Here is a 21,684-nt window from a genome sequence, read left to right on the forward strand (position 1 = left end):
CACCACACCTTGCTGGCCGGCGGCGGCGCTACTGCGCGAGCTCGTCGGCCGGGCCGACGCCGACCACCTCCGCACCGACCTGGTCGACGTCGCGTCGACCGACGCCTTCGTACCATCCGTGAGCTGGGGCGCGGGCAGTGCCGGGACAACGCCCGCAGCGCAAAGCAATAGATACATTTGCATGTATTGGCTTGCTCGGGTATGAAGGCTGAAAGCACGTCTGGGTGCTGGTTCCTGGAGAGGAGCGACGATGAAGCACACCCTGCGCCGTCTGCGAACGGCGGCGGTCGCGCTCGGCGCCTGCACACTCGGGCTGAGTTTCCTGTCGGTACCCGCCGCCGAGGCGTACCCGGTTCAACCTCTCGCACCGCAGTCCGAGCGGGCACCCGAATCGGACCAGTTCTCGGCCGAGGGCGTCACCACCGTCGGTGAGCTCCGCACCGTCGGCGGCTCGTTGTCCTACGCCGGGGGCAGCCGGGAACAGATCATCCGGCATCCCGGTGCGTCGTACGTCAAGGTGCACTTCAGCTCACTGCGACTGGCCCCCGGCGACCACGTGACCGTGTCGAGCCCCGACGGCCGGGAGAGCCACCGGTACGACCGCAACCTGAACCGGGCGACCGGCTCGGACTACACCACCGACGGACAGCCGGGCTTCTGGGCGATGTCTGTGGAGGGCGACACCGCGGTGGTGACGCTGCACAGCAGCCGCCTTTCCCGTGGCAACGCCGCGACCATCGACCGGTTCTGGCGCGGCTACGACCGCGCGGAGATCGCTGAGCACAACTTCTCCACGCAGTCCGTCTGCAGCACCGACGCTCGTCGCGACGTGGTCTGCTACCAGAGCAGCCACCCCACCGAGTACGCCCGCGGCAGGGCGGCGGCACGGCTGCTGATCAGCGGCGGTGGGATGTGCACCACCTGGCGGGTCGGCAACACCAACCGGATGCTGACCAACAAGCACTGCTTCTCCACGCAGTCCGCCGTCAGCGGCAGCGAGATGCAGTTCAACTACCAGTGCGCCACCTGCGGCGGCGCGAACCCCGGCGCCGGCACCAAGGTGAGCGGCGCCACCCTCCACAAGGTGAGCAGCGGCGGCTCCGGCGACCTGGACTACGCCCTGTACTCGGTGAACAACTTCGCCACCATCCAGGCGTTCGGCACGCTGTACCTGGCGACGACCGCCACCACCAACGGCACCCGGATCTACATCCCGGGGCACGGCGACGGCAGCCCGAAGCGACTGTCGATCTACGAGGACACCCAGAACGGCACGACGTGCAGCGTGCGGAACGCGAACTACAACACCTCGAACATCAGCTACAGCTGTGACACCTCCGGCGGCAACTCGGGCTCGCCGGTGCTGAACGCCAGCCACCGGGTGGTCGCCCTGCACCACCTAGGCGGCTGCCCGTCGAACCAGGGCGCGAAGGCACACCTGATCTACAACGAGATCGCCAGCCTGATCGACAACAACGGCTGAGGACGGCCGTCCGGGAGGGTCGGTGCCGCCCGGGGCTCGGGCGGGCGCCGGGGCCAGGTGATCCGCGGGTTCGCGGTCACCTGGCCTGCCACCCATCGGCCCGGAGCTCAGTCACCCCTGATTCCGGCAGGTCAGCCGACGGGTGGGGCGGTCCAGGAGGACCGGATCAGCTCCCGCTCGGTGGCGGCGAGGTGGGCGGTCACGGCGAGCCAGGCCCAGGCGTACCGGTCCGGGTCGGGATCGGTGAGCCGACCGAACGCATCCCGACCACGCCGGTCGGACTCGTCGGCGAGCGCGGCGGCCACCGCGGCGGCGGTGGTGAAGCCGGCGCGGCGCAGCGGACCAGCCAGCCCGCCCTCGCCGCGGGCCGCCTCGGCGACGGCGCGGCGACCGCCGGAGACGGCCAGCTCCACCAGCCGGCGGACCCGCCACAGCGGGGACTCCGCAACCGCGTCGGCCTCGACGGCGAGAACCGGCTCGGTCATCGCGGCCGGTTCGCGCGGCGGTAGATGGCTGCCCTGGATCTCGTCGTAGCCGAGGTCCACCCGGCCGTGCCAGCCTGCCGGCAGCCGGAGCGTCGCGGCGGCACCGGGCACCGGGCCGACCGCGAGCGGGTGCAGCGTGCTGGCCCGGTCCGGGTCCAGCCGGCCGACCACCCGGATCCGCAGGCCCGGCCAGGAGGCGAGCCGCCGCAGGTTGGCCACGTGGGCCAGCACCGGGTGAGAGTTTACCGGCGCCAGCCGGATAACCGGCCCGTCCGGCAAAGGCGCACGGTCCGGTCCGACGTCGGTCGCGGGGGCCAGCTCGCGGGCCAGCACCTGGTCACCGACGGCACCTACCACGATCAGGTCACAGCCGACCAGCGCGGTCCCGGCCCGGGCCGGGTCCTCCGGGTCGTCGGCGGCGAGTTGAGCGGTCACCACCTCGGCGAGCGGGCGGGCGAACAGTTCCGCCAGCGGTCCGGCGGACCAGTCGGTCCCGGTGAGCGGGCTGGCCCGGACCCCCTTGCCGGCGCCGAGCCGGCCGTCCGGGGAGACGGTGGTGCCGGTGATCCGCAGGCCGCCACGGGCCAGCACCGAGTGGTTGACCGCGACCGCGCCCATCTCGGTGACCGCCCGGGCGCAGTCCCGTGCCCGGTCCGGGCCGCCCGGTTTCACGTCGCCGAAGGAGAGCCGGCGCCCGTCGGCGGTGACCAGGTGGGTGACCACCCCGGCGTATCCGGTCGCGCTGATCATTGGTTCCCGGCAGACGCCGTACACCTCCAACGTGCCGTCCGGCTGGTAGGCCCGCCGGAGGATGCCGACCAGCGCCGGGTCGGGATCGCCGGCGGCCAGCCGGCCGGCCACGTACAGCAGGTCGTGCAGCACCTCGACCAGCTCGGCCAGCCGGTGGCCGGCCTGTCGTCCCCGATGGGCGCGCAGGCCACGTACCGTGCGCAGCGCGGCGCTCTCGGCCCTCGGCAGGCCGGCCAGCCGGGCGCTGTGCGCGGCCCGCAGCAGTTCGGCCTGGGGAACCGCGCCGGCGGCCGGCACGCCGGCCGCGAGCACCGCGGCGGCTGCCCGCCACAGCGCGCTCGCGGCGGCCCGTTGCGCCTTCGTCGGTGCCGTGCTCCGGCTGGTACGACCGGCAGCCGGGCCAGCCGGGCCTCCGGTCCGCCCGGTGGCCACGCCGGAGTTGTCCGGGGTGGACGATGCGGCGGTGGACGACAGATCGGGATGGGTGGCCCGGTCGGCGATCGGGCAGGCGACCAGGACCGCCGTCCGGTGCAGACAGCGGGGCGCCAGCAGGCAGCTGCACCGCGCCTGGAGCGGGTCGGTGACCGCGCCGGTCGGTCCGGGCATCAGGGTGACCAGGGCCTCGGCGCCGCAGTCGACCGATACGCCGCCGTCGACCCGGCGGACCGGTACACCGGCCAGCCGTCCGACGGTGGCGTCCAGCCGCTTGTGCAGCCGAGGAGGCAGGGCCGCCACCGCCGCGGCGGCGACCCCCGGCAGCACCGGCGGCAACCGGTCGGTGTCCACGGCGGTGGGTGTGCGGTCCGTCAACGTGATCCTCCGCGGATGCGGTCGCCCACCCAGCGGGCGAGTTCGAGCGGGCTGAGAGCGGCGACCGGCATCCCCGCCGCGACGAGTTGCTCGGCGACCGGCACCGAGTAGCAGGGCACTCCCCTGTCGTTCAGCGCGGCGCAGCCGAGCAGGTGCACGCCGGAACTGGCCAGCGTGCGGACCTCGCCGAGCAGCCCGGCCAGCGGGTAGCCCTCCTCGAAGTCGCTGACCACCGCGACGATGGTGCGGCTCGGCACGGTCACCAGCGAGCGGGCGTGGGCCAGCCCGGCGGCGATGTGCGTACCGCCGCCGACGCGCACCTCCAGCAGCAGCGACAGCGGGTCGTCGACCCGGTCGGTCAGGTCGGCCACCTCGGTGGAGAAGGCGAGGAAGTGGGTGGACAGGGTGGGCACCCCGGCCAGCACGGCGGCGGTCAACGCCGACCACACCACCGACGCCTCCATCGAGCCGGACACGTCGACCACCAGCACCAGCCGCCAGTCGGCCTCCTTGCGGGTCCGGGTGTTGAAGATTGGACGTTCCGGCACCACCACCGTCCGGCCGTCCCCGAGCCGCTGGGTGTGCGCCAGGTTCGCCCGAAGCGTACGGGCGAGGTTGATCCGGCCACCGGGACGACGGGACGGACGCGGGTTCGTCAGCCCGGTCAGCGCCGGACGCACCTGGGTGGCCAACTGCTTGGTCAGCTCCTCGACCAGCCGCCGGACCAGGGGCCGCAGCTTGGCCAGGTGCCCCTCGGGCAGGCCACCGGCCAGCGACAGCACCGAGGTCAGCAGCTCCATCGAGGGGCGTACCGTGGCCGGGTCGAGCTCGGCGAGCACGTCGGTACGGCCACTCTCGGCCGCTCGGGCGATGACCTCCTCACGTACCGCGGTGCCGAACAGCGCCTCCAGTTCGTCGGCCCACTCGCGCGCGGTCGGGAAGGATGCCTCCTGGCCGCCGCCGGCCGCCTGGCCGAGGTCGGTGACGCCCTCGCCCTGGCCCGCCCCGTACAGCTCGTCCAGGGCGCGGGCATAGCGGCGGGCATCGGCCGGCAACCGGTCGGGTTGCCGCCCGAGCAGCAGCCGCCACCGGTCCGTGGGGGTGAGCCGGGCGGCCGGCGTCTCCGGCCCGGGTTCAACGCCGGCGGGGTCGGCGGCGGGGGTGTCGGCGGAGCCGGTCGGCGTGCCCGGGAACGGGATGTCGCGGGCGACCAGGGCGGCCCGGCCGGCCGCGTCGGCGGCGGCCCAGCGGGCCAGCAGCTCGGGCGGGGCGGACAGGACCAGATCGAGCCGGTCACCCAGCCGTTCGGTGACGGTGTGCAGCAGCCGACCCCGGGCCGCCGGGGTGAGCACGTCGAACCCGCCACGCAGGGCCGGCAGCCGGTCCAGGAACTCGGTGTCGGTGAGCCGTTCGATCCGCTCCAGCAGCGGGTCCAGCGCGGCCGGGGCGGACTGCAGCAGCGGGTGCGCCGCGGTGAGCAGCCCACCGAGCAGCCGGTGCAGGTGCCGGCGGGTGTCCGGTCCGGTCGCCGCGTCGATCCAGCCGGCCACCCGGGTGCCCAGGGTCTCCAGATCGGTCAGCTCGAGCAGCACCCGGGCGGCCAGGGCCGCGCCCTGGATCAGCGACGAACCGGCCCGGGCCAGGTAGCCGAGGGCCTCGTCCAGGCGCAGGCCGATCCGGTCCTCGCCGGCCCGGACCGCGAGGTCGACCAGCGCGGCGGCGTCGGCTGCGGCGTCGCTGCCGGCCAGGCCGGGCAGCCCGCGGACCGCCGCGTCCAGCAGCACGACGGCCAGCTCGGCCGCCCGGGCCCGGCCGTCGGCGGTGGTGCCGGGCAGGTGTTCCCGGCGCAGCGCCTCCAGCAGGTCCAGTGCGGCCAGCAGCTCGGGCAGCGTGCCGGTGCCCGGCAGCACCGTGGCGGCCAGCTCGAGCCGGTCGGTGACCAGTTCGGGCAGGTCGCACCGGGCGGCGTCGCGTAGCCCGGTCAGCAGCCGCTCGGCGGTGGGGCCGCCGTCGGCGACCTCCCGGCGGAACCGCTCCCGCAAGGTGCCGGCCGCGGCCAGCGCCGCGGTCACCCCGCGTACGCCGACCAGGTCCAGCCGGGCCGCCACGGACGGCGTCCAGGCCGGTTGCCAGCGGGTGGTCAGGGCGGCGCCGTCGCCGGTGCCGGACACCGCGATCGGCTCGCCGTAGCCGACGCCGCAGACCTGGAGGCGTTGCAGCAGGATCTCCCGCCGCCCGTCCAGCTCGGTACGCAGCGGGTCGAGCCGGACCTCGCGGGACTTCGGGCTGTCCGGGTTGGGCAGCCGCAACGCGGCGAGTTCCGCCTCGACCGCGGGGCCGAGCCCGGACCGGGGCGTACCGGGGGCGATCCGGCCCCGCTCGGCGCCGACCAGCACGGTCTCCAGCGCCCTGGCCAGCGCTCGGCCGCGGCCGAGCAGTTCACCCTGGCCGAGCACGGTGGTCACCGCCTCCAGCACCTCGCCCCGGCCGGGGGCGGGCAGGTCCCGAAGCCGGGCCAGGTCGCCGGCCAGGCGTACCGTCTCGGCGGCCTCGCCGGTACCGGCGGTGTGACCGGCCGAGCGGAGTTCCCGGCACAGGTCGGTGACCGCCCGGGCGGCGGCGGCCCGGATCCGTTCCGGGTCGCCGGCGGCGGTGAAGACGGACTGCTGCCAGCGTGGATCGCGGATCCCGGCCGGGTAGCCGGACCGGGCGTCGAGCAGGTCGAACGCGTACGGCACCAGCGAGGTGACCGCCGTGCCGCCGTCGGGGGTGGTGGCCGGCCCGCGCTGGGTCGTCACGGACCGGACCGAACCGGCCGGGGCGGCACCGCCGGCCGTCCGGGCCGGACCGCCGCAGGCGTCGGCATCCGTGTCGGTGTCGGTCGACGGGGCGACGAGCAGGGCCGGGGCGTGGAATGCGCCGATGACGGCGGCGACCCGCCGACCGTCCGCGCCGGCCTCGGCCAGCACCCGGCGCATGTGGCGCTCGCGGGCCAGGTCCCGGGCCGGTACGCCGTCGCCGCTGTCGGTACGCATCGCCCAGCCGACGGCGAGGGCGGCCCGGCGGACCGCCTCGGGCGAGCAGCCCGGGGCACGCACCTCGACCACCCGGTCCCACAGGTCGTCGCCGTCCCGACCGGTGCCGCTGGCGCTGAGTGCGGCGGCGTAGCCGGACCGGCGCAGGCCGGGCACCGGCTCACCGGCGTCCGGGGCGGGGTCGCCGCCGGCGGTCGGCCCGGACCCGGCAGTCGGCTCCGAGCCGGGGGCCGGGTCCGAGCCGGGAGCCGGGTCGGTGGTGTCGGCGGTCCAGCCGGGGTCGGCCAGCGGCAGGTCGCAGCAGACCACCTCGACGCCGCGCTGCCGGGCCCAGCGGATCGCGGCCAGTTCCGGGGAGAAGTCGGCGAACGGGTAGAAGCCCATCGGCCCGTCCGCGCCGGTGCTGCCGACCAGGGCCAGCGGGGCCCGGGCGGCCGGGTCGGACAGGTACGGCAGCCAACGCTGGAAGTCGGCCGGCAGCTCGATACAGACCACCTCGGCCCCGGCGGCGTCGAGCAGTGCCGGGAGCACCGCCGCCAGGGCCGGGCTGTGATGCCGCACCCCGATCAGGTACGGCCGGACCGAACCGGCGAGCGCGTCGACCACGGTTCGCGGGTCGGCCGTCGTCGGCTCGACCGCCACCGGGTCGACGGTCGGCGGAACCGCACCGGTCGACGTGCTGGGGAGGGTCGTCACCGCAGGTTCTCCCGCAGGTCCCAGAGCCGGCGCCACATCGCCGAGCCGTCCTCGGCGCGGCGGCGGACCGGGCCGTCCCAGTAGCCGAGCAGCCGGGCGTGGTCGTTCTGGTCGTCCTTGCGGACCACGCCGAGCAGGTGCCCGGGCACCAGGTCGAGCGCGTCCCCGCCGGGCAGGTACGCGGCGGCCAACCCGAGGGACGCCGCCACCTGCACCGCCTCGGCGGTGGACATTACCGTGCCGGGCCGTTCCACGTCCCAGCCCTCGCCCGACCGGCCGGAACGCAGGTCGCGGAACACGGTGACCAGGGCGTCCAGCACCGCGTCGTCCACGGTGTAGGCCGCGCCGGCGCGCTGCACGGCGGCGGTGGCCTGCCGACGGACCAGGTCGGTCTCGGTGTCCACGTCCGAGATCGGGTGGATGGTCTCGAAGTTGAACCGGCGCTTGAGGGCCGAGGACATCTCCGACACGCCCCGGTCCCGCAGGTTGGCGGTGGCGATCACGGTGAACCCGGGTGCCGCGCGGATCAGGCCGTCGGAGGTGCCGCTCAGCTCCGGCACGTTCATCCGCCGGTCGGAAAGGAGGGACACCAGCGCGTCCTGCACCTCGGGCAGGCAGCGGGTGACCTCCTCGATCCGGACCACCCGGCCGGTACGCATCGCGGTCAGCACCGGCGAGTCGACCAGCGCCTGCGGGGTCGGGCCCTGGGCGAGCAGCAGGGCGTAGTTCCAGCCGTACCGGAACGCGTCCTCGGTGGTGCCGGCGGTGCCCTGCACGGTCAGCGCGCTGGTGCCGCAGACCGCGGCGGCCAGCAGCTCGGACAGCATGGACTTGGCGGTACCGGGCTCGCCGACCAGCAGCAGGCCCCGCTCGCCGGCCAGGGTGACCACGCACCGCTCGACCAGGCTCCGCTCACCGACGAACTTCGCCGGAATGGTCATGCTGGCCGGCAGTTCGGTGTCGGCCGGGCCGGCGCGCCGGTCGGCGGGCAGCTTCAACGCCTCGCCGTCGCTGCCCTGGATGAAGGTGACCACGGCGCGCGGGGTCAGCGCCCATCCCGGCGGCCGGGCCCCGTCGTCGTACGCGGCCAGGAAGTCCAGCTCGTCGGCGTACCGCTGTTCGGCGGAGAGGACCTGGGCGGCGATCTCCGCCGCCGCGGCGGGGCGGACGTGTTCCGTCACGGTCACTGATGTTCCTCGATCTCTTTCTGGTTCGGACGGGGGGTCAGCGGCGGGTGCCGCGGGTGGGCAGGTTGTCGAACCGGGGCCGGTCGCCGTCGCGGAGGCGTTGCCAGGCCCGCCGGTAGAGGTCGGCGGCCGGTTCGAGCGGCACGGTCACGCCGAGCCCGGCCGTACCGTCGGGTGCGAGGTCGAACAGGGCGGTCTTCCAGCCCTCGATCGGCGCTTGTCCGCTGCCGCGCTCCAGCCACGGGCCGGGCAGGAACAGCGACCGTCCGGCCCGGGACCGGCTGGCCTCGATGACCAGGTCGGTGCCGGCCAGTTCGGCGCGGGCCGTCTTCAGCCGGGCCGGCTTCCAGCCGGTCCACTTCGCCGTGTTGCGGTCGGTCGGGTCCGGCATGGCCAACAGCATCAGGTACACCGCCGCCGCGTCGGCGTCCAGGCCGTGCTCCCCGGCCGCCTCGGCGACGAGGTCGGGCACCGACCGGGTCGGATCCTGCGGCCACCAGGTCCCGTCCGCCGCCCGCGCGTCGGCGCCCGGCTCCCCCGGGTCGCCGAGCAGCGCCGCGAACCGCGGGTCGCGGACCAGGCGCAGCGCCACCTCCATCGGGTACGGCTTGGCCGCGTCCGACCGCAGCGCAGGCAGGTACGGGTCCGTCCCGTCGGCGTCGAGCAGGTCCGACCGCAGCGCGGGCGACGGTTGGCTGTCGTGGGTGGCCAGGACGATGGCGCCGTACCGTTCCCAGCCAGGGCCGGTCTCCGACGGGGTGCCCGCCACCTGGCGAAAGTCGGGCAGGGAGACGTACTGGTCGAGGTCGAGCAGCAGGCCGGGGTTGGCCAGCCGGTCCCGGATCACGGCCAGCGCGGCCGGCAACGCGGCCCGGCACGGGTCGCCGGCCGGCGCGTGGTGGGCGACCCAGGCGGCCAGGGCGATCGTGGAGCGCAGCACCTCACCGGTGAAGCCCGCTGCCCGGCCGTCGACCTGCCGGGCCCGGTCGCCCCTGATCTCGAAGGCCAGGTCGGTGCGCAGTTCGACCGAGCGGGCCGGATCGAGCAGCGCCGGCAACGCCTTCGCCGGTCCCCAGCCGGTTCGGACCGCGCGCATTGCCTCGGCGAGCAACTGCTCGGGCACCACCACCCGCCGACCCAGGGCGGTGTTCCAGACCGCCGCGGCGGCGGCCACGGCCGGACCGTCGGTCCACAGCCGGGCCGGGTCGTCCGGCAGCAGCGCCGAGACCACGGCCCGCCGGAGCTGCGGGCCGGCCTCCTTCAGGATCCCGAAGGCCAGCTTGACCTCGCCGGCCTGCTTGACCCCGAGCGCCCTGCGCAACTCGGTCGGCACGGTGTTCGCCGAGTCCGCGTACGGCAGGCCGGCCAGCACCAGCTTCGCGGCGGTGGGGGTGACGCCGGTCAGCTCGGCGAACTGCTCGGCCGCCTCCGGCCGCCAGGGCAGCGGGCCGCGCGCGGCCCACTCGGTGAGGAAACCGGCCAGCCAGCCGGCCGACCGTTCGTCACCGACCGGCGCCGAGGACTGCACCGTGTACGGCTCGGGCACGGCGAACGCGCCGGCCGGGTCGTGGTGCAGCGCCTCGAAGCGGTAGCCGGTGGCCGTGCCACTGGAGTTGAGGATGGCGATGAACGCCCCGTCGGGCAACGGCAGGATGCCCGACCTGGGGTGTCGGCGCGTGCCGTCGGGGTTGTTCAGGTCGTCGTCCAGCAGGTGCAGGGTGAACCGGCGCCACCGGGCCGGTTCGGCCGCCGCGCTCAGGTCGAGCCGGTCCAGCTCGGTGAGCAGGGCGCGCAGCGTCTCCCGGTGTTCGTCGGGGGTGACCGCCGTGACGGCCCGGTAGGCGACGGCCGCGACACCGCCGAGCAGGGGCCACCAGTCCAGAGCGGCCGGCAGCGACGGCCCGTCGAGGTGCAGCCGTACGGCGGGTTCACTCCCGGTGGTGGCGGACCGCTGGGCGGCGAACGCCTGGAACTGGGTGAAGGCGTGGGTCGAACCGCCCGCCCTGTGGACCGAGCCGCGCAGACCGTCCAGCGCCAGGTTGAGCTGCTCGTCGGTGGGTCCGGTCGCGGTGGCCGCCGGCGCCACCGTCTTCGGGGCGGACAACGACCTGGCGAGTCGCTCGGTCGCCGTGTCCAGGTCGGTGCGCACCCGGGCGGCCAGCCGCAGCACCCCGGCGACCCCGGCCAGCACCGCGTCGTGGCTGATTGCCGGCAACGTCGAGCGGACCAGCTCGACCAGCGCGTCCTTGTCGTCCCCGCCGGAGGTGGATGGTCCGGAACCGGGAGTGCCGGCGGGTGCGCCGATCATGGACGCCCCGACGGTGACGGGAAGGCCGGTGATGGCCTGCGTGGCAGCGGTCAACCGGGGCCGGGTCGCCGCCTGGGCGGCGGCCCGCGCGGCCTCTTCGGCCAGGGCGGCGCGGCGTTCGTCGAGGGCGACCTTGAGCAGCACGGCGGCGGTGTCCCGGTCCATCCGGCGCAGCGCGGTGGAGCCGGCCGGGTCCCGGGGCAGCATGTTGCCGAGGAAACTCAGCTCGGGCAGCGGAACCGCGGCGGGGGTGTAGTTCCGGCTGGACGGCCGCCCGGCGGCGGCCGACACCGCCCCGTCCGGGTCGACCAGGACGAGACCCTTGAGGACGGCCCGCGGCCGGTCGTCGCCGGGCAGCACCAACGCCGCGATCGGTTCCTGTCCCGGGGCCACGGTGACGGTGCGACCGGCCAGGTCCTCGCCGCGTACCGAGCCGTCCGGCAGGGTGACCACCCGCCAGCCGAGCAGGCCGTCCACCGGCACGGCTGCCGGGGTGGCCCGGTCGGACAGGGCCGGCCGCAGCCAGCTGGCCGACTCCTTGAGGTGGCTTCCACCGATCGGGAGGTCGGCCAGGAACCGGGGCAGGCTGCGCCGGCCGTGGGTGTTGCTGGCCGGATCGTACTCGTGCCAACCGTAGTTGCCGTCGTCCTCGCTGGAGCGGTAGACCCAGTGGGAGGTGCCGTCGGTGATGACCGGCAGCTGCGCCGGGACAGCGGTGTCACCGACGTGCAGCACGCCGTCGCCGGTGGTCCGCCCGCCGCCGGCCAGCGGCAGGGTGATCTGGTTCCTGCGCTGCTGGCGACCGAGGATGGGCTGCGGGTCGCCGGGCGACGAGTGCCAGTAGCCGCGCAGGTCGTAGCGAAGCTCCCGGGAACGCCAGAAGACCAGCAGGTGGCCGTCGACGTAGTGGTAGCCGGGCTGGTCCCACATGTCGCCGGCCGGGATGCGCAGGTCGTGGCGGAGCACGATGCCCTCGGCGCCGAGCACGCGCACCGTGGTCGGCCCGCCCAGGATCACGTACGGCCAGGCTTCCTGCCGGGTCAGCTCGACCCGGTGGTCGCCGCCGGTCACCTCCTGCCAGGCCAGCTCCCAGTCCGGCCAGCCCAGCTCGTCGATGAGCCCGCCGCGCAGGGTGCGGGCGACGCGCTCAGCGAGGTCGACGCCGAGGGCGTGGCCGAGGTCGTCGCCCTGACCGGGGTCACCGGCCCGGCCGAGGTCGTCGGACACCAGGCGCAGCGCCTCGACCGGGAGCCGGTCCAGCCAGTCCACCGACTCCGGCAGATACGGCAGTCCGGTGGCGAACCGGTCACGGATCCGGGCCCGCAGCCAGTCGGTCAGCAACGGCCGGATGCCCGGCGTCCCAGCCATCCGGCGCAGGGCGTGTTGCTGGTCGTCGAGCTGGTCGAGGCCCCGGCGCAGGGCCCCGGTGAACCGGTCGTCACCGGCCACGGCGAGCAGATCCCGCGTTCCCTCGACCGTGGCCCAATGGGCCAGGTCCAGGGAGTCGCCCTTTTTCGGCGGGGCCACCGGCAGGTTGAGGGCGAGCAGCAGGTCGAGCAGGTCCAGGTCGCCGTCGGCGGCGAGGGTCTCGCCGCTGTCGGCCAGTTCAACGCGCAGCCGGTCGGCCATCCGCTCGACGAGTGGGTACAGCTCCGACACCCGGCCGCGGTGGTGGCCGGAGTTGACCCGGCCCACGAAGCGGCGCAGCCAGCCGACGGGGCCGTCCTGCGGGCGGGCCGTGTCCGGCGCGTCCGGGTCGAACAGTCCGGCGAGCGCACCGGTGTCGGTCAACAGGGCCAGCCACGTGACCAGGTTGTCCCGGTCGGTGGGCATCAGATCGAGCAGGCTGCCGCGGATCGCCGGGTCGCGGCCGGCCAGCGCCGTCACCGCCGGCAGGTGCGCCTTCCACCAGCCGGCCGGCGCCTCAACGGCCACCGGCAGCCGGAGCAGCTCGGTCAGGTAGGCCGCCTCGCGGTCGGCGACGGCGGTGGCGCCGGCCCTGCCAGCGGCCTTGGTGGCGGCCCGGACCAGCCGGTTCACCGCGTTGGCCGACTGCGTGGACGGCACCACCCCTGCCGCCGCGGACCGCAGCGCCAGCCGGCAGAACCGTTCCAGCGCCTCCTCGGCCGGCAACTGGGCGGACAGCTCCTTCGCGTAGCCGGCCAACGCGGTCGCGGACACCACCCTGGCCGACGCGAACTCCACGTAGACCTCGTCGAGCCGGTTCAGGTCGACCGGCAGGCCGTGCTGCGCCTCCGCCTTGCGCGCCTTGTTGAACAGTTGCGTCGCGTAGGTGTCCTGCCCGGCGGCCAGGAACACCCGCGCCGCCTGCTCGAAAAACGTCGGCAGGAGGTGCGGCAGCGTACGGACGAACCGGTCGGCCATGCTCTGGTGCCCGTCCAGGGCGGCCTTCGGCCGCGACCGCACCTGCTTGGCCAGCTTCTGCAACTCCGGCACCACCGCCAACGCGTGCCGGCCGTCCGCCGGGTGGTGAACCAGCACCCACTCCGGAAAGGCCAACGGGCGGCGCGGGCCCAGCCCGACGACGACCGGCTCGGCACCCGGCGCCAGGCCGAGGAACCCGACGGCGATGTCCTCGCCCTCGCCCAGGGCTGCGTCGACGAGGCGGACCACCACACGATCGTCGAGGGCCGGGTGCCGGTAGGTGCGGGCGGTGAGGGGCACCGCCCGGTCGCCGGCCCCTGCGGTGCCGGTCGGCAGCACCGCGCCGGCGGTCAGCAGGCTCTCGGCCGAATTCTCGCCCGACATGGTCGTCATCCCGGTCACCCCTTCTTCCCCGTTCCGGTCACGGCGCCGGACAGGGCCGTCGCCATCCGCATTCCTTCCGACCAGGCCACCGGCCCGACCTCGGTCAACCGCAGCGTCGGGCCATCCACGACCGACCAGGAGAGCACGCCCAGGGTCGCCTCGGAGTCCCAGTAGTCCTCGTCGAACCACATGGCAGCCTCGACCGTGCGGCCTGCCTCCCAGACCCGGCACCTGACCTGCGAGCCGGAGACCCGGAAGCCGAGGGTGGCAGCCCGGGCGGCCAGCCGGTTGGGGACCGTGGCGCCGCGGAAGTCGGTGATCGTGGTGTCACGGTCCTTCAGGTTGGCGGGCCTGCCCCAGGTGCCCCGGTGCAGTTGCTCGACCCGCTGGATGACGTCCAGTTCGTCGGCGAACTCGGCCAGGTCGGCCAGGTCGGGCAGGCGCACCGGGTGGGGCAGCGTGGCGCTGGCCGGCGAGAACCGGACGGTTTCCCCGTCGAGGTTGACCACGCGCAGGTCACCGGTGTCGGTGACGTCCCGCAGGAAGCCCGGCTCGGCCGGATCGTCCCCGAGCACGACGAGGTCACGCAGCGCGTCCCGCCAGGCCGGGTCCGGCCAGACCCGGGCCAGCAGCCCGGTCGGCACCGGCAGCGAGGACGTCACCCAGGCGTCGACCCGGGCCAGGCATTCGGCGGTGTGCCGGTCCAGCCACTGGGCGAGCTGGCGCAGCCGGTCCACCTCGGGGTTGTCGCGCAGCGCCTTCGGCAGGGTCTTCAGTGGACGGCCGGCTGCCCGCGGGCCGGTGGACCGGGCCGCCACCTTTCCGTCCACGAGAGAGATCTCGTACGAGTCTCCCGCCGGTAGCCAGCTCATCAGGAACACCCTCCGCAGCGACAAATTAGTCAGATTTCATAAGGAATCGGCCGCGATCGACGACGCAGGGCACGCTAACAGTAGTGACCGACACGACAGGGGCCCGTCGGCCGGGCGGCGGCGGGCGTACCGGGGTCGGGCCGGCGGGACGACAAGGACCGGACCTGCGGGAGTCGCAGGTCCGGCTGGTTCGGGTACAGCCCGGACGGCCGGACGACGATCCGCGGCGAGGTGAAATGGTGACCCAGGTCACGCAGGGGAGGTCGGTGGCCGGGGCGGCGGCAGTTGACCGAACCGCGCCGGCCCGACCCAACCCGAGGCGGTCCAGCAGTCGCCGAAACCACTTCCCAGCAGTCCGAGCATGCGACTCACCCACGACTCAGGGCAGGGGCCAGCGGTCGAACCAGGCCCGGCTCCCTGACACCCCGAACTCATCACCCGACAGGACTTGCAGCTTCTGTCGCGTCCATACAGGTCCGCCGATTAGGTGCATGGTTCGGGCCGCCGAGTCCGACAATCAAGACTGTGCGCTCAGGTTGATTGAGGGGGTAGTCATGGCACGCAAGACAAAGTCCGCCGCTCAGCAAGCACTCGTCCTTGCCTTCGCGGCTGGTGCGGTGACCGGAGCTGCGAGCATGCTGACCCTGCGCCGCCGCCGGCACGACACCGGCATGCCTGGGGAGGTTGTCCACGGTTCCCTCAGCGGGAACGACGTCGCAGGGCCGCTGGGCGAGACCGCTGTCCCGCCCGTGAGCGCCCGCCTCGACGCCCCTGTGCATGGCTAGGTCAGCATGTCGAGGGCCAAGCACGGCTGACCCATCGGTTCAGGGGCGTCGCGCGTTGGCCGTCATCTCGGTGCCCTCGCCTGCGGCGCGCCACGCAACAGATCACCCGTCCGGTGCGCGACGGGTTGACGATGGCGCGGACGGAGATGACCGACCCTGCCGGCTCGCTCCGGCGCCCGCACCTTCGGTCTGGTCCAACCGTCGATCCGGTCGGACGAGATTCGGCTGACCGCGCCAGAACGATGCCGGGACGAGACAAGCGAGGCATGAAGCCGGTTGGCGTGGGTAACCGCGCGTACCGACTTCACGGGCCTGACCGACGAGGGGAGACCGGATGACGAGGGGATTGCAAGATCGGCCAGACGGGCCGGACGGCAAGACCGGGCAGGCCCGGGATGCCGCCGTCGGCGTCGGCCGCGATGCAACGCAGGCCGCCGGCCAGGTGTCGCACCAGGCCGTGGAACAGGGCAGGGAGGTGGCCGCCGAGACCCGCCGACAGGCGCGCAACCTCGTTGAGGAGGCCACCTCCCAGGCCCGGCAACAGGCAGAACAGCAACAGCGACGGGCCGCCGACGGTCTGCGTACCCTCGGCACCCAGCTGCGGTCGATGGCCGACGACGGTCACCAGGAGGGCGTCGCCGCCGATCTGGTCCGCCGGGGCGCCGACGCCGCCCAGCAGGCGGCGGGCTGGCTGGACAACCGCGAACCCGGCGATCTGCTCGACGAGATCCGCGACTACGGCCGCCGCCACCCGGGCACCTTCCTCGCCGCTGCCGGTATCGCCGGACTACTCGCCGGCCGCCTGGGCCGCGCCCTCTCCAGCGGTCAGGACGGCTCGACCGCCCAACCGTCCGGACAGCCCGAGGAGCATCCCGGCGGCGCGCTGCACGTCCCGCCTTCCGCCAGCGCGCGGGCTCCGGTGCGGCACGGGCCGACGGGCAGTGAGGTGGGGCCGTGACCACGCCACCGCCCCGGGGCGACGGCAACGACAAGGCGCAGCAGTCCATCGGCCAGCTCCTCGCCGACGCCAGCCGTGACCTGTCCACCCTGCTACGGCAGGAGGTCCAGCTGGCCAAGGCCGAGCTTCGGCAGGAAGCCCGTACCGCTGGCACCGTCGCCGCGATGGTCGTCGCCGCCGTGATCGCGGCGCTGCTGACCCTCCTGTTCCTGTCCAACGCGCTGTGGTGGGGGCTGTCCAACGTCATGGACCAAGGCTGGGCGGCACTGATCGTCGCCGTGCTGTGGGCCGTCGTCGGCGGCGTACTGGCCGTCCGGGCACGCAAGCAACTCAGCGCGATCCGCGCCCTACCGCGTACGAAGCAGACCGCACAGGAGATACCCGACGCCCTGCGGGGCCGCTAGGAACGGAAAGAGGTGAACCGGCATGACCAGCGATCCCGACCAGATTCGTGCCGAGATCGAGGCCACCAGAACCGACCTGAGCGCCAACGTCGACGCCCTCACCCACAAGGCCAATCCGAAACGGGCGATGACGGCACCGATCAACCAGGCCCGCGGGCGACTCACCCGCGCCGTCGACAAGGTCATGGGCAGCACGCAGCACGCCCGCGAAGCGGGAAGCCAGCACGCCGCGACAGCGGCCCACCAGACCGCCGATGCCCTGTCCTCCGCCGGGCAACACGCCCGAGCCCTACCCGAGGCGTCCAGGCAGCAGGCCCAGGGCAACCCTCTCGCCGCCGGCCTGATCGCCTTCGGAGTAGGGCTGCTCGCCTCGTCCCTGATCCCGCCCAGCAACCCCGAACAGAAGGTCGCCGGGCGCCTCAAGCAGCAGGCTCAGGCACACTCCGGCCCGGTCAAGCAACAGGCTGCGGACATCGCCCACCAGGCACAGGACAACCTGCGCGAACCCGCGCACCAGGCCACCGAAGCCATCAAGAGCACCGCGACGCGGGGCGCGGCCGAAGTCCGCGACCAGGGCACCCAGGCCGCCCGACACGTGGGCGAGGAAGCCCGCAACAGCAAGAACCGCCTGTGAGCGCATCGCGGGGTGCAGCGATCACGAGACTATTCGCCAACGCTGGTTCTCGCTGCCGTCGCACATGCCGTAGGTGACCTGCCGGCCGGGGCCGTGGGAGGTCAGGCACCCGCTCGAGTTCCCGTTGTGGAGCTGACGTTTCGCCGAGTCGTAGACCCACCCGAAGACATTTCCGCTGCTGGCCGGCGACAGCACGCCGAGCCCGTCGTAGCCGATGGTGTGCTGCTTGGACGGAGAGGATCTCACGACCATGATCTTGCCGGCGAGTTTCCACCTCTGGCCGGGAACGTTCCGCCAGGCGGTGGTCACCACCTTCGAGCCGTCGTTCGTGCCGGTGGTGCTGAGCACGGTGCCGTCGGAGCTCACGATCACCATGTTGTCGGTGCTGAACGGACCCGAGGGCAACCCCGGGGTGCCCGGGTCGGCCTTGCTCGGCACCCCGGCGCCCGGATGGGCCTTGGTCGGTGCCGGAATGCCCGGATCGGCCTTGGCCGGCGTCGGACCGACCGGAAGGCTGGTAGCCGCGGCAGGGCCGCCATCGGATGCGCCGGTCGTACCGGTGGCGCGGGGAACACTGGAAGGGCGGGAGGCCCCGGTGGCAGGCGGGGCGGGGGCGGCCACGGCGGCAGCCTCGGTCGGGGAGCTACCGGCCGAGGGCTCACGGGGTGTCGCGCTGCCATCGGCGAGATAGGCCCCGGCCAGTATCACCACAAGCACGCCGATCACCCCGGCGATGACCGGTCGACGCCATCTCCGGCGCCGGGTGTCGGTCGGCGACATGGCATAGGTCGTCAGATCCGGGAGCTTGGTCAACTTCGCGCCGGCGTCCTCGGGAGCGGAATCCCGTGCATCAGCGACCTCGGGCACGGTATCTCGTGCATCAGTGACGGTAGGCCGGTCCGGACCGGTCGACGCGGTGGCGGTCAGCACGGCGGTCGAAGCCAGTGTGACGCCGGGCGATCCAATAGGGATGGTCGAGGCGATGCCCGCCTGGGTGAGGGTTTCCTCAAGGCCTTCCGGCAACCAGTCCTGCCCGGCGGCTGCCGCGCTGCGGTCGACGTAGGCGGCGATGACGTCCTGCGGCGTGGGGCGCAGATGCGGCTCCTTGGCCAGGCACCGGCTGATCAGCTCCCGCAGCCCCGGATCCGTGATGCCGTCAAGAGTGGGTTCGCCCTGCGTGACGCGGTAGACGAGCTCCGCGTCGCTGCCGGCGCGGAAAGGAGCCCTCCCGGTGGCGGCGAAGGCGACGACAGAGCCGAGGGCGAAGACGTCCGTGGCAGGGGTGGAACGCTCCCCGCGCAGTTGCTCCGGTGACATGTAGGACGGGGTGCCCATCCGGACGCCGGTCTGGGTGAGGTCGAGCTCGCCGTCGGCCCGGGAGATGCCGAAGTCGATGACGCGGGGTCCGTCGGCGGCGAGCAGCACGTTGCCGGGCTTGAGGTCGCGGTGGGTGATGCCGGCTGCGTGGATGGCTTTGAGGGCCTCGGCCACCCCGGCGGCGAGTCGCCACACGCCGTGCAGCGGCAGGGTTCCGTGGCGCGCGACGGCGACGGAGAGATTGGGGCCCGGCACGAAGGCGGTCGCCAGCCACGGGCGGACGGCCTCGGAGTCGTGGCTGAGCACGGGGGCGGTGAAGACGCCGCCGACCCGCTTGGCGATCGCGGCCTCGCGCGCGAAGCGGGCGCGGAAGGAGGGGTCGGCCGAGTAGGGGTCCTTGACGACCTTCACCGCCATAGCCCGGCCGGCCTGGGTCACTCCAAGGTAGACACGGCCCATGCCGCCTTCGCCGATCCGGCCGAGCAGCCGAATGTCGCCCACCGTACCGGGATCGCCCGGGTCGAGGGGGAGGAACTCCAGCCCCAGATCGGGCAGGGTCGGGATGATGTCGTTCACTCGGCGCCCCTTCGTCGTCGCAGCGATGCTACAGAGGTTGAAAGGCCGACGTCCGTCTGAATCATGGTGGTTCCGGGTCGAAACCCCTGCCGGGGTACTGTCCGGCCCATGGCCATCGAGGCATTCGACATCTGGACCGCCGACAACGTCACCGACATGGCCGGAGACCGGCCCAGGCTACCGGCGGGGTGGGCCGACCACGCCGGGCCCAGCATCGATGTTCGGACCTGGCCCCGCTCCCCCCGTACCGGTCAACCGATGCTGCACTGCTTCACGCTACGGCTGCCCGAGTCGTACCGGCGGCGCGGACCCGACCTGGTGGCCGTCGCGGTGTTCCAATGGCAGGACGAGCTCTACTTCAAGGACCCGCTGCCGGAGGTCGCGGCGGTTGTCGCCGGACAATCCGCCGATGTCGCGCAGCCTGAGCACCCGTTCTGGGCCGAGCTTGCCCAGGCCCAGGCTCACCCTTGGCTCCAGATCGCCGACGACGGGGTGGCGTCGCTGCTGGCCATGGTGTGGCTGACCGAGGCGGAGTTCAACGGACCACGAGCAACTCGCCCCGCTGCGGCTCCTTCTCTCGCCGACGGCGAGGTGGACAACGCCTCATGGAGGGCACGGCACGGCCAGTACGGTCCCCTGTGGCTGGTTCCCCGTGACGATCCCAATGCGGGCGTGCCGCCGGTGGCCTTCCCGTCCGACAACGACGTCTACGTCGACGTACCGGACGTGTACGACGTCTTCCACGTCGAGCACCTGGGCGGCACCGGCATGTCCCCCGACGGAATACGCGATGGCCTGTCGCCCTGGTACATCGAGGTCAGCAGGCTGGGTGGCATCAGCTTCGGCGGCGACCAGGACATCGCCCTGGACCTGGATGCCAGCGCGTTCCTCGGCGACTGGAGCACCGCCGTGCTGATCCCGGGCACCGGTGCCCCGGAACGGACGCCGCAGGGTTGACCTGCCCGTCCCTAGATCATTCTGTTCCTAGAGCGCGACCAGCACCGAGGCAAGCACGAGCAGGCAGCAGACGGTCTCGATCACCCCTACCCGCACCGGCGGCAGCCGCCGCGCCGGCAGGATCCCGGCCCGGGCCAGGAGCAGCACGAAGACCGGTGCGAGCAGCACGTCGAGCCAGGCCGCCACGATCAGGGCGACCACGTGGAAGCCGATGGAGAGGCGGAGATAGCCGGCATCCCCACGTTCCCGGATCATGGTCTTGACGTACAGGACGGTGCCGACCAGGTACAGCATCACGGCCAGGAACGCGGGGACGACCTCGGCGAGCGGCACCCCGGACAGGGTGGCGAGCACGAAGACCAGCAGACAGCTCTGCGCCACGGAGGCGAGGTCGTTGAGCAGGGCGCGCTCCCGCCGCCGCCAGGCGTACCCGGCGTTGACCGTCAGCAGCACGGCGTAGACGGGGGCGTACCAGAGCACCGTCGGCCGAGCGAACAGCACGATCAGCGCGAGCGGCGTCGTCACCAGGCCGTAGGCCAGCAACTGGTCGGCGAAGCGGCGCGGTCGACGGCTCTTGATCGCCTGGAAGGCGTAGTAGGAAAGCAGGTAGCCGGCCAGCCAGGCGCCGAGCAGCGGCACCTGCGGCCAGTGCGGGCCGACCAGCACGACACCGACGGCGTACGGCAGCAGAAGCATCGCCCATGCGCCGTGCTGCGGCGGCAGGAAGCGGCGGATCCGGCGACGGCTGGTCACCGGTCTCTCCGGAGTTGCGGCAGGGCCAGCCGCACCACGCAGGCGTCGGGGGCGCCGAACGGCTCGAGCACGGCGCCGGCCGGTGGGGCGCCGGCGTGTTCGAGCGTGCCGCGGACGACGCCGACGTGCAGTGCGCAGATCGCGTCGGGGTTGCGCTTCACCAGTTCCAGGAAGGGGCAGGTGTGCAGGTGGATCTCGGTCGTCCCGTCGGCCGTCTCGTGCAGGCGGGGGCTGAAGCCCAGCCCGCGCAGGACGTCGAGCAGGGTGTCGACCGGGTCGCCGCCGGGGGCGGTGGCGGCGGCGAGGTGGCGCCCCCAGTCGTGGCCGGCGCGGGTGGCCTCGGCCCGGACGTCGCTGCGACCGCGGCGGGACAGGTAGTCGAGCAGGGCGGCGGTGAGCGTCCGGTACGGCGCGGGCGCCGGGGCCTCGGCGATGGCCACCCGGTAGCGCCACGCCGGCCGTCCGGGTTGGCCGCCGCTGGCCCGCGCCTTGACCAGCAGTCCGGCGTCGACCAGGCGGTCGAGGTGGGCGCGGGCCGTGGAGGGGTGCAGGCCGGTCCGCTCCCCCACCTCGGCGATCGTCATGCCGGTGTCGGCGGCGCGCACCATCTCCAGGATCGAGGCCCGGCTGGGGGTGCCGAGGGCCCGGTGTCGGTGGGGGTCGATCGTCTCGCCGGTCGGCCCCGTTCTCGGGGTTTCCACGTTGAATGACGTTACAACGTCGTTCAGCCCCAAAACCCTGGAGGGTTCCATGTCCGCCTCGCGCTCTACGGGGGTCACGGTCTGAAGCAGTCTGTTCGGCGCCGGACGGTCGGGGCAGGGCCCGCCGTCCCGGCGGACCGGGCCGTTCGGCCCTACCGGCGACGCCGACGCCGTACGCACGATGGCATCCGTCAGGGGGTGAAC

General features: G+C 73.7%; 13 protein-coding genes. 5 read left to right on the forward strand and 8 right to left on the reverse strand.

The annotated features are described in order from the left end of the window. The first annotated feature begins 250 nt into the window (after positions 1–250). Positions 251–1,483 carry a trypsin-like serine peptidase gene (locus ACH4T9_RS24690; protein WP_396673717.1) on the forward strand — a complete coding sequence of 411 codons (1,233 nt, stop codon included), beginning with the start codon at positions 251–253 and terminating at the stop codon, positions 1,481–1,483. Between the two features lie 131 nt (positions 1,484–1,614). On the opposite strand, the gene ACH4T9_RS24695 is transcribed toward ACH4T9_RS24690, so the two are convergent. From ACH4T9_RS24695 to ACH4T9_RS24715, 5 genes are read right to left on the reverse strand one after another with little or no spacing between them, the layout of a single operon-like run. After that, positions 1,615–3,528 (reverse strand): hypothetical protein, encoded by a 1,914-nt coding sequence (locus ACH4T9_RS24695; RefSeq protein ID WP_396673718.1) that lies wholly within the window; start codon positions 3,526–3,528, stop codon positions 1,615–1,617. Continuing rightward, positions 3,525–7,259, reverse strand: coding sequence for a DUF5682 family protein (locus ACH4T9_RS24700; RefSeq protein WP_396673719.1), 3,735 nt, complete (start codon positions 7,257–7,259; stop codon positions 3,525–3,527). The genes ACH4T9_RS24695 and ACH4T9_RS24700 overlap by 4 nt, the downstream gene beginning before the upstream one ends. Further along, the gene (locus ACH4T9_RS24705; protein ID WP_396673720.1) at positions 7,256–8,446 is read right to left on the reverse strand and encodes an AAA family ATPase; all 1,191 of its coding nucleotides are present in this window, start codon (positions 8,444–8,446) and stop codon (positions 7,256–7,258) included. The genes ACH4T9_RS24700 and ACH4T9_RS24705 overlap by 4 nt, the downstream gene beginning before the upstream one ends. Before the next feature lie 37 nt (positions 8,447–8,483). Further along, positions 8,484–13,532, reverse strand: coding sequence for a hypothetical protein (locus tag ACH4T9_RS24710; protein WP_396673721.1), 5,049 nt, complete (start codon positions 13,530–13,532; stop codon positions 8,484–8,486). Positions 13,533–13,537: 5 nt separating this feature from the next. Next, positions 13,538–14,395 carry a DUF4132 domain-containing protein gene (locus ACH4T9_RS24715; RefSeq protein ID WP_396673722.1) on the reverse strand — a complete coding sequence of 286 codons (858 nt, stop codon included), beginning with the start codon at positions 14,393–14,395 and terminating at the stop codon, positions 13,538–13,540. Between the two features lie 1,119 nt (positions 14,396–15,514). Between ACH4T9_RS24715 and ACH4T9_RS24720 the strand changes: the two genes are divergently transcribed. The 3 genes from ACH4T9_RS24720 to ACH4T9_RS24730 are packed head-to-tail and all read left to right on the forward strand — an operon-like array spanning position 15,515 to position 17,176. Further along, positions 15,515–16,138, forward strand: a complete 624-nt coding sequence (locus tag ACH4T9_RS24720; RefSeq protein ID WP_396673723.1) for a hypothetical protein — start codon at positions 15,515–15,517, stop codon at positions 16,136–16,138. After that, positions 16,135–16,542 (forward strand): phage holin family protein, encoded by a 408-nt coding sequence (locus tag ACH4T9_RS24725; RefSeq protein ID WP_387021973.1) that lies wholly within the window; start codon positions 16,135–16,137, stop codon positions 16,540–16,542. Before ACH4T9_RS24720 ends, ACH4T9_RS24725 begins: the two co-directional genes overlap by 4 nt. A gap of 22 nt (positions 16,543–16,564) precedes the next feature. Beyond that, complete coding sequence (locus ACH4T9_RS24730; RefSeq protein ID WP_396673724.1) at positions 16,565–17,176, forward strand: DUF3618 domain-containing protein; 612 nt, start codon at positions 16,565–16,567, stop codon at positions 17,174–17,176. Between the two features lie 21 nt (positions 17,177–17,197). Here ACH4T9_RS24730 and ACH4T9_RS24735 read toward each other — a convergent pair whose 3' ends face one another. Then, positions 17,198–19,069, reverse strand: a complete 1,872-nt coding sequence (locus ACH4T9_RS24735; RefSeq protein ID WP_396673725.1) for a protein kinase — start codon at positions 19,067–19,069, stop codon at positions 17,198–17,200. A gap of 108 nt (positions 19,070–19,177) precedes the next feature. On the opposite strand from ACH4T9_RS24735, the gene ACH4T9_RS24740 reads away from it, so the two are divergent. Further along, positions 19,178–20,026: a hypothetical protein gene (locus ACH4T9_RS24740; RefSeq protein ID WP_396673726.1), complete on the forward strand. Its 849-nt coding sequence runs from the start codon at positions 19,178–19,180 to the stop codon at positions 20,024–20,026. A 27-nt stretch (positions 20,027–20,053) separates the two neighbouring features. On the opposite strand, the gene ACH4T9_RS24745 is transcribed toward ACH4T9_RS24740, so the two are convergent. Then, entirely contained in the window at positions 20,054–20,821 is a 768-nt protein-coding gene (locus ACH4T9_RS24745) for a YwiC-like family protein (RefSeq protein ID WP_396673788.1), read from the reverse strand. Continuing rightward, positions 20,776–21,531, reverse strand: coding sequence for a helix-turn-helix transcriptional regulator (locus ACH4T9_RS24750; RefSeq protein ID WP_396673789.1), 756 nt, complete (start codon positions 21,529–21,531; stop codon positions 20,776–20,778). The genes ACH4T9_RS24745 and ACH4T9_RS24750 overlap by 46 nt, the downstream gene beginning before the upstream one ends. Positions 21,532–21,684 lie beyond the last annotated feature (153 nt).

Source organism: Micromonospora sp. NPDC020750 (genome assembly GCF_044334565.1).
GTDB lineage: Bacteria > Actinomycetota > Actinomycetes > Mycobacteriales > Micromonosporaceae > Micromonospora.

Bases quoted from the DNA above. Each gene is read 5' to 3' on its own strand.
- ACH4T9_RS24750 (WP_396673789.1), bottom strand. From the start codon at position 21,531: ATGGAACCCTCCAGGGTTTTGGGGCTGAACGACGTTGTAACGTCATTC.
- ACH4T9_RS24730 (WP_396673724.1), top strand. From the start codon at position 16,565: ATGACCAGCGATCCCGACCAGATTCGTGCCGAGATCGAGGCCACCAGA.
- ACH4T9_RS24715 (WP_396673722.1), bottom strand. From the start codon at position 14,395: ATGAGCTGGCTACCGGCGGGAGACTCGTACGAGATCTCTCTCGTGGAC.
- ACH4T9_RS24690 (WP_396673717.1), top strand. From the start codon at position 251: ATGAAGCACACCCTGCGCCGTCTGCGAACGGCGGCGGTCGCGCTCGGC.
- ACH4T9_RS24740 (WP_396673726.1), top strand. From the start codon at position 19,178: ATGGCCATCGAGGCATTCGACATCTGGACCGCCGACAACGTCACCGAC.
- ACH4T9_RS24710 (WP_396673721.1), bottom strand. From the start codon at position 13,532: ATGACGACCATGTCGGGCGAGAATTCGGCCGAGAGCCTGCTGACCGCC.
- ACH4T9_RS24720 (WP_396673723.1), top strand. From the start codon at position 15,515: ATGACGAGGGGATTGCAAGATCGGCCAGACGGGCCGGACGGCAAGACC.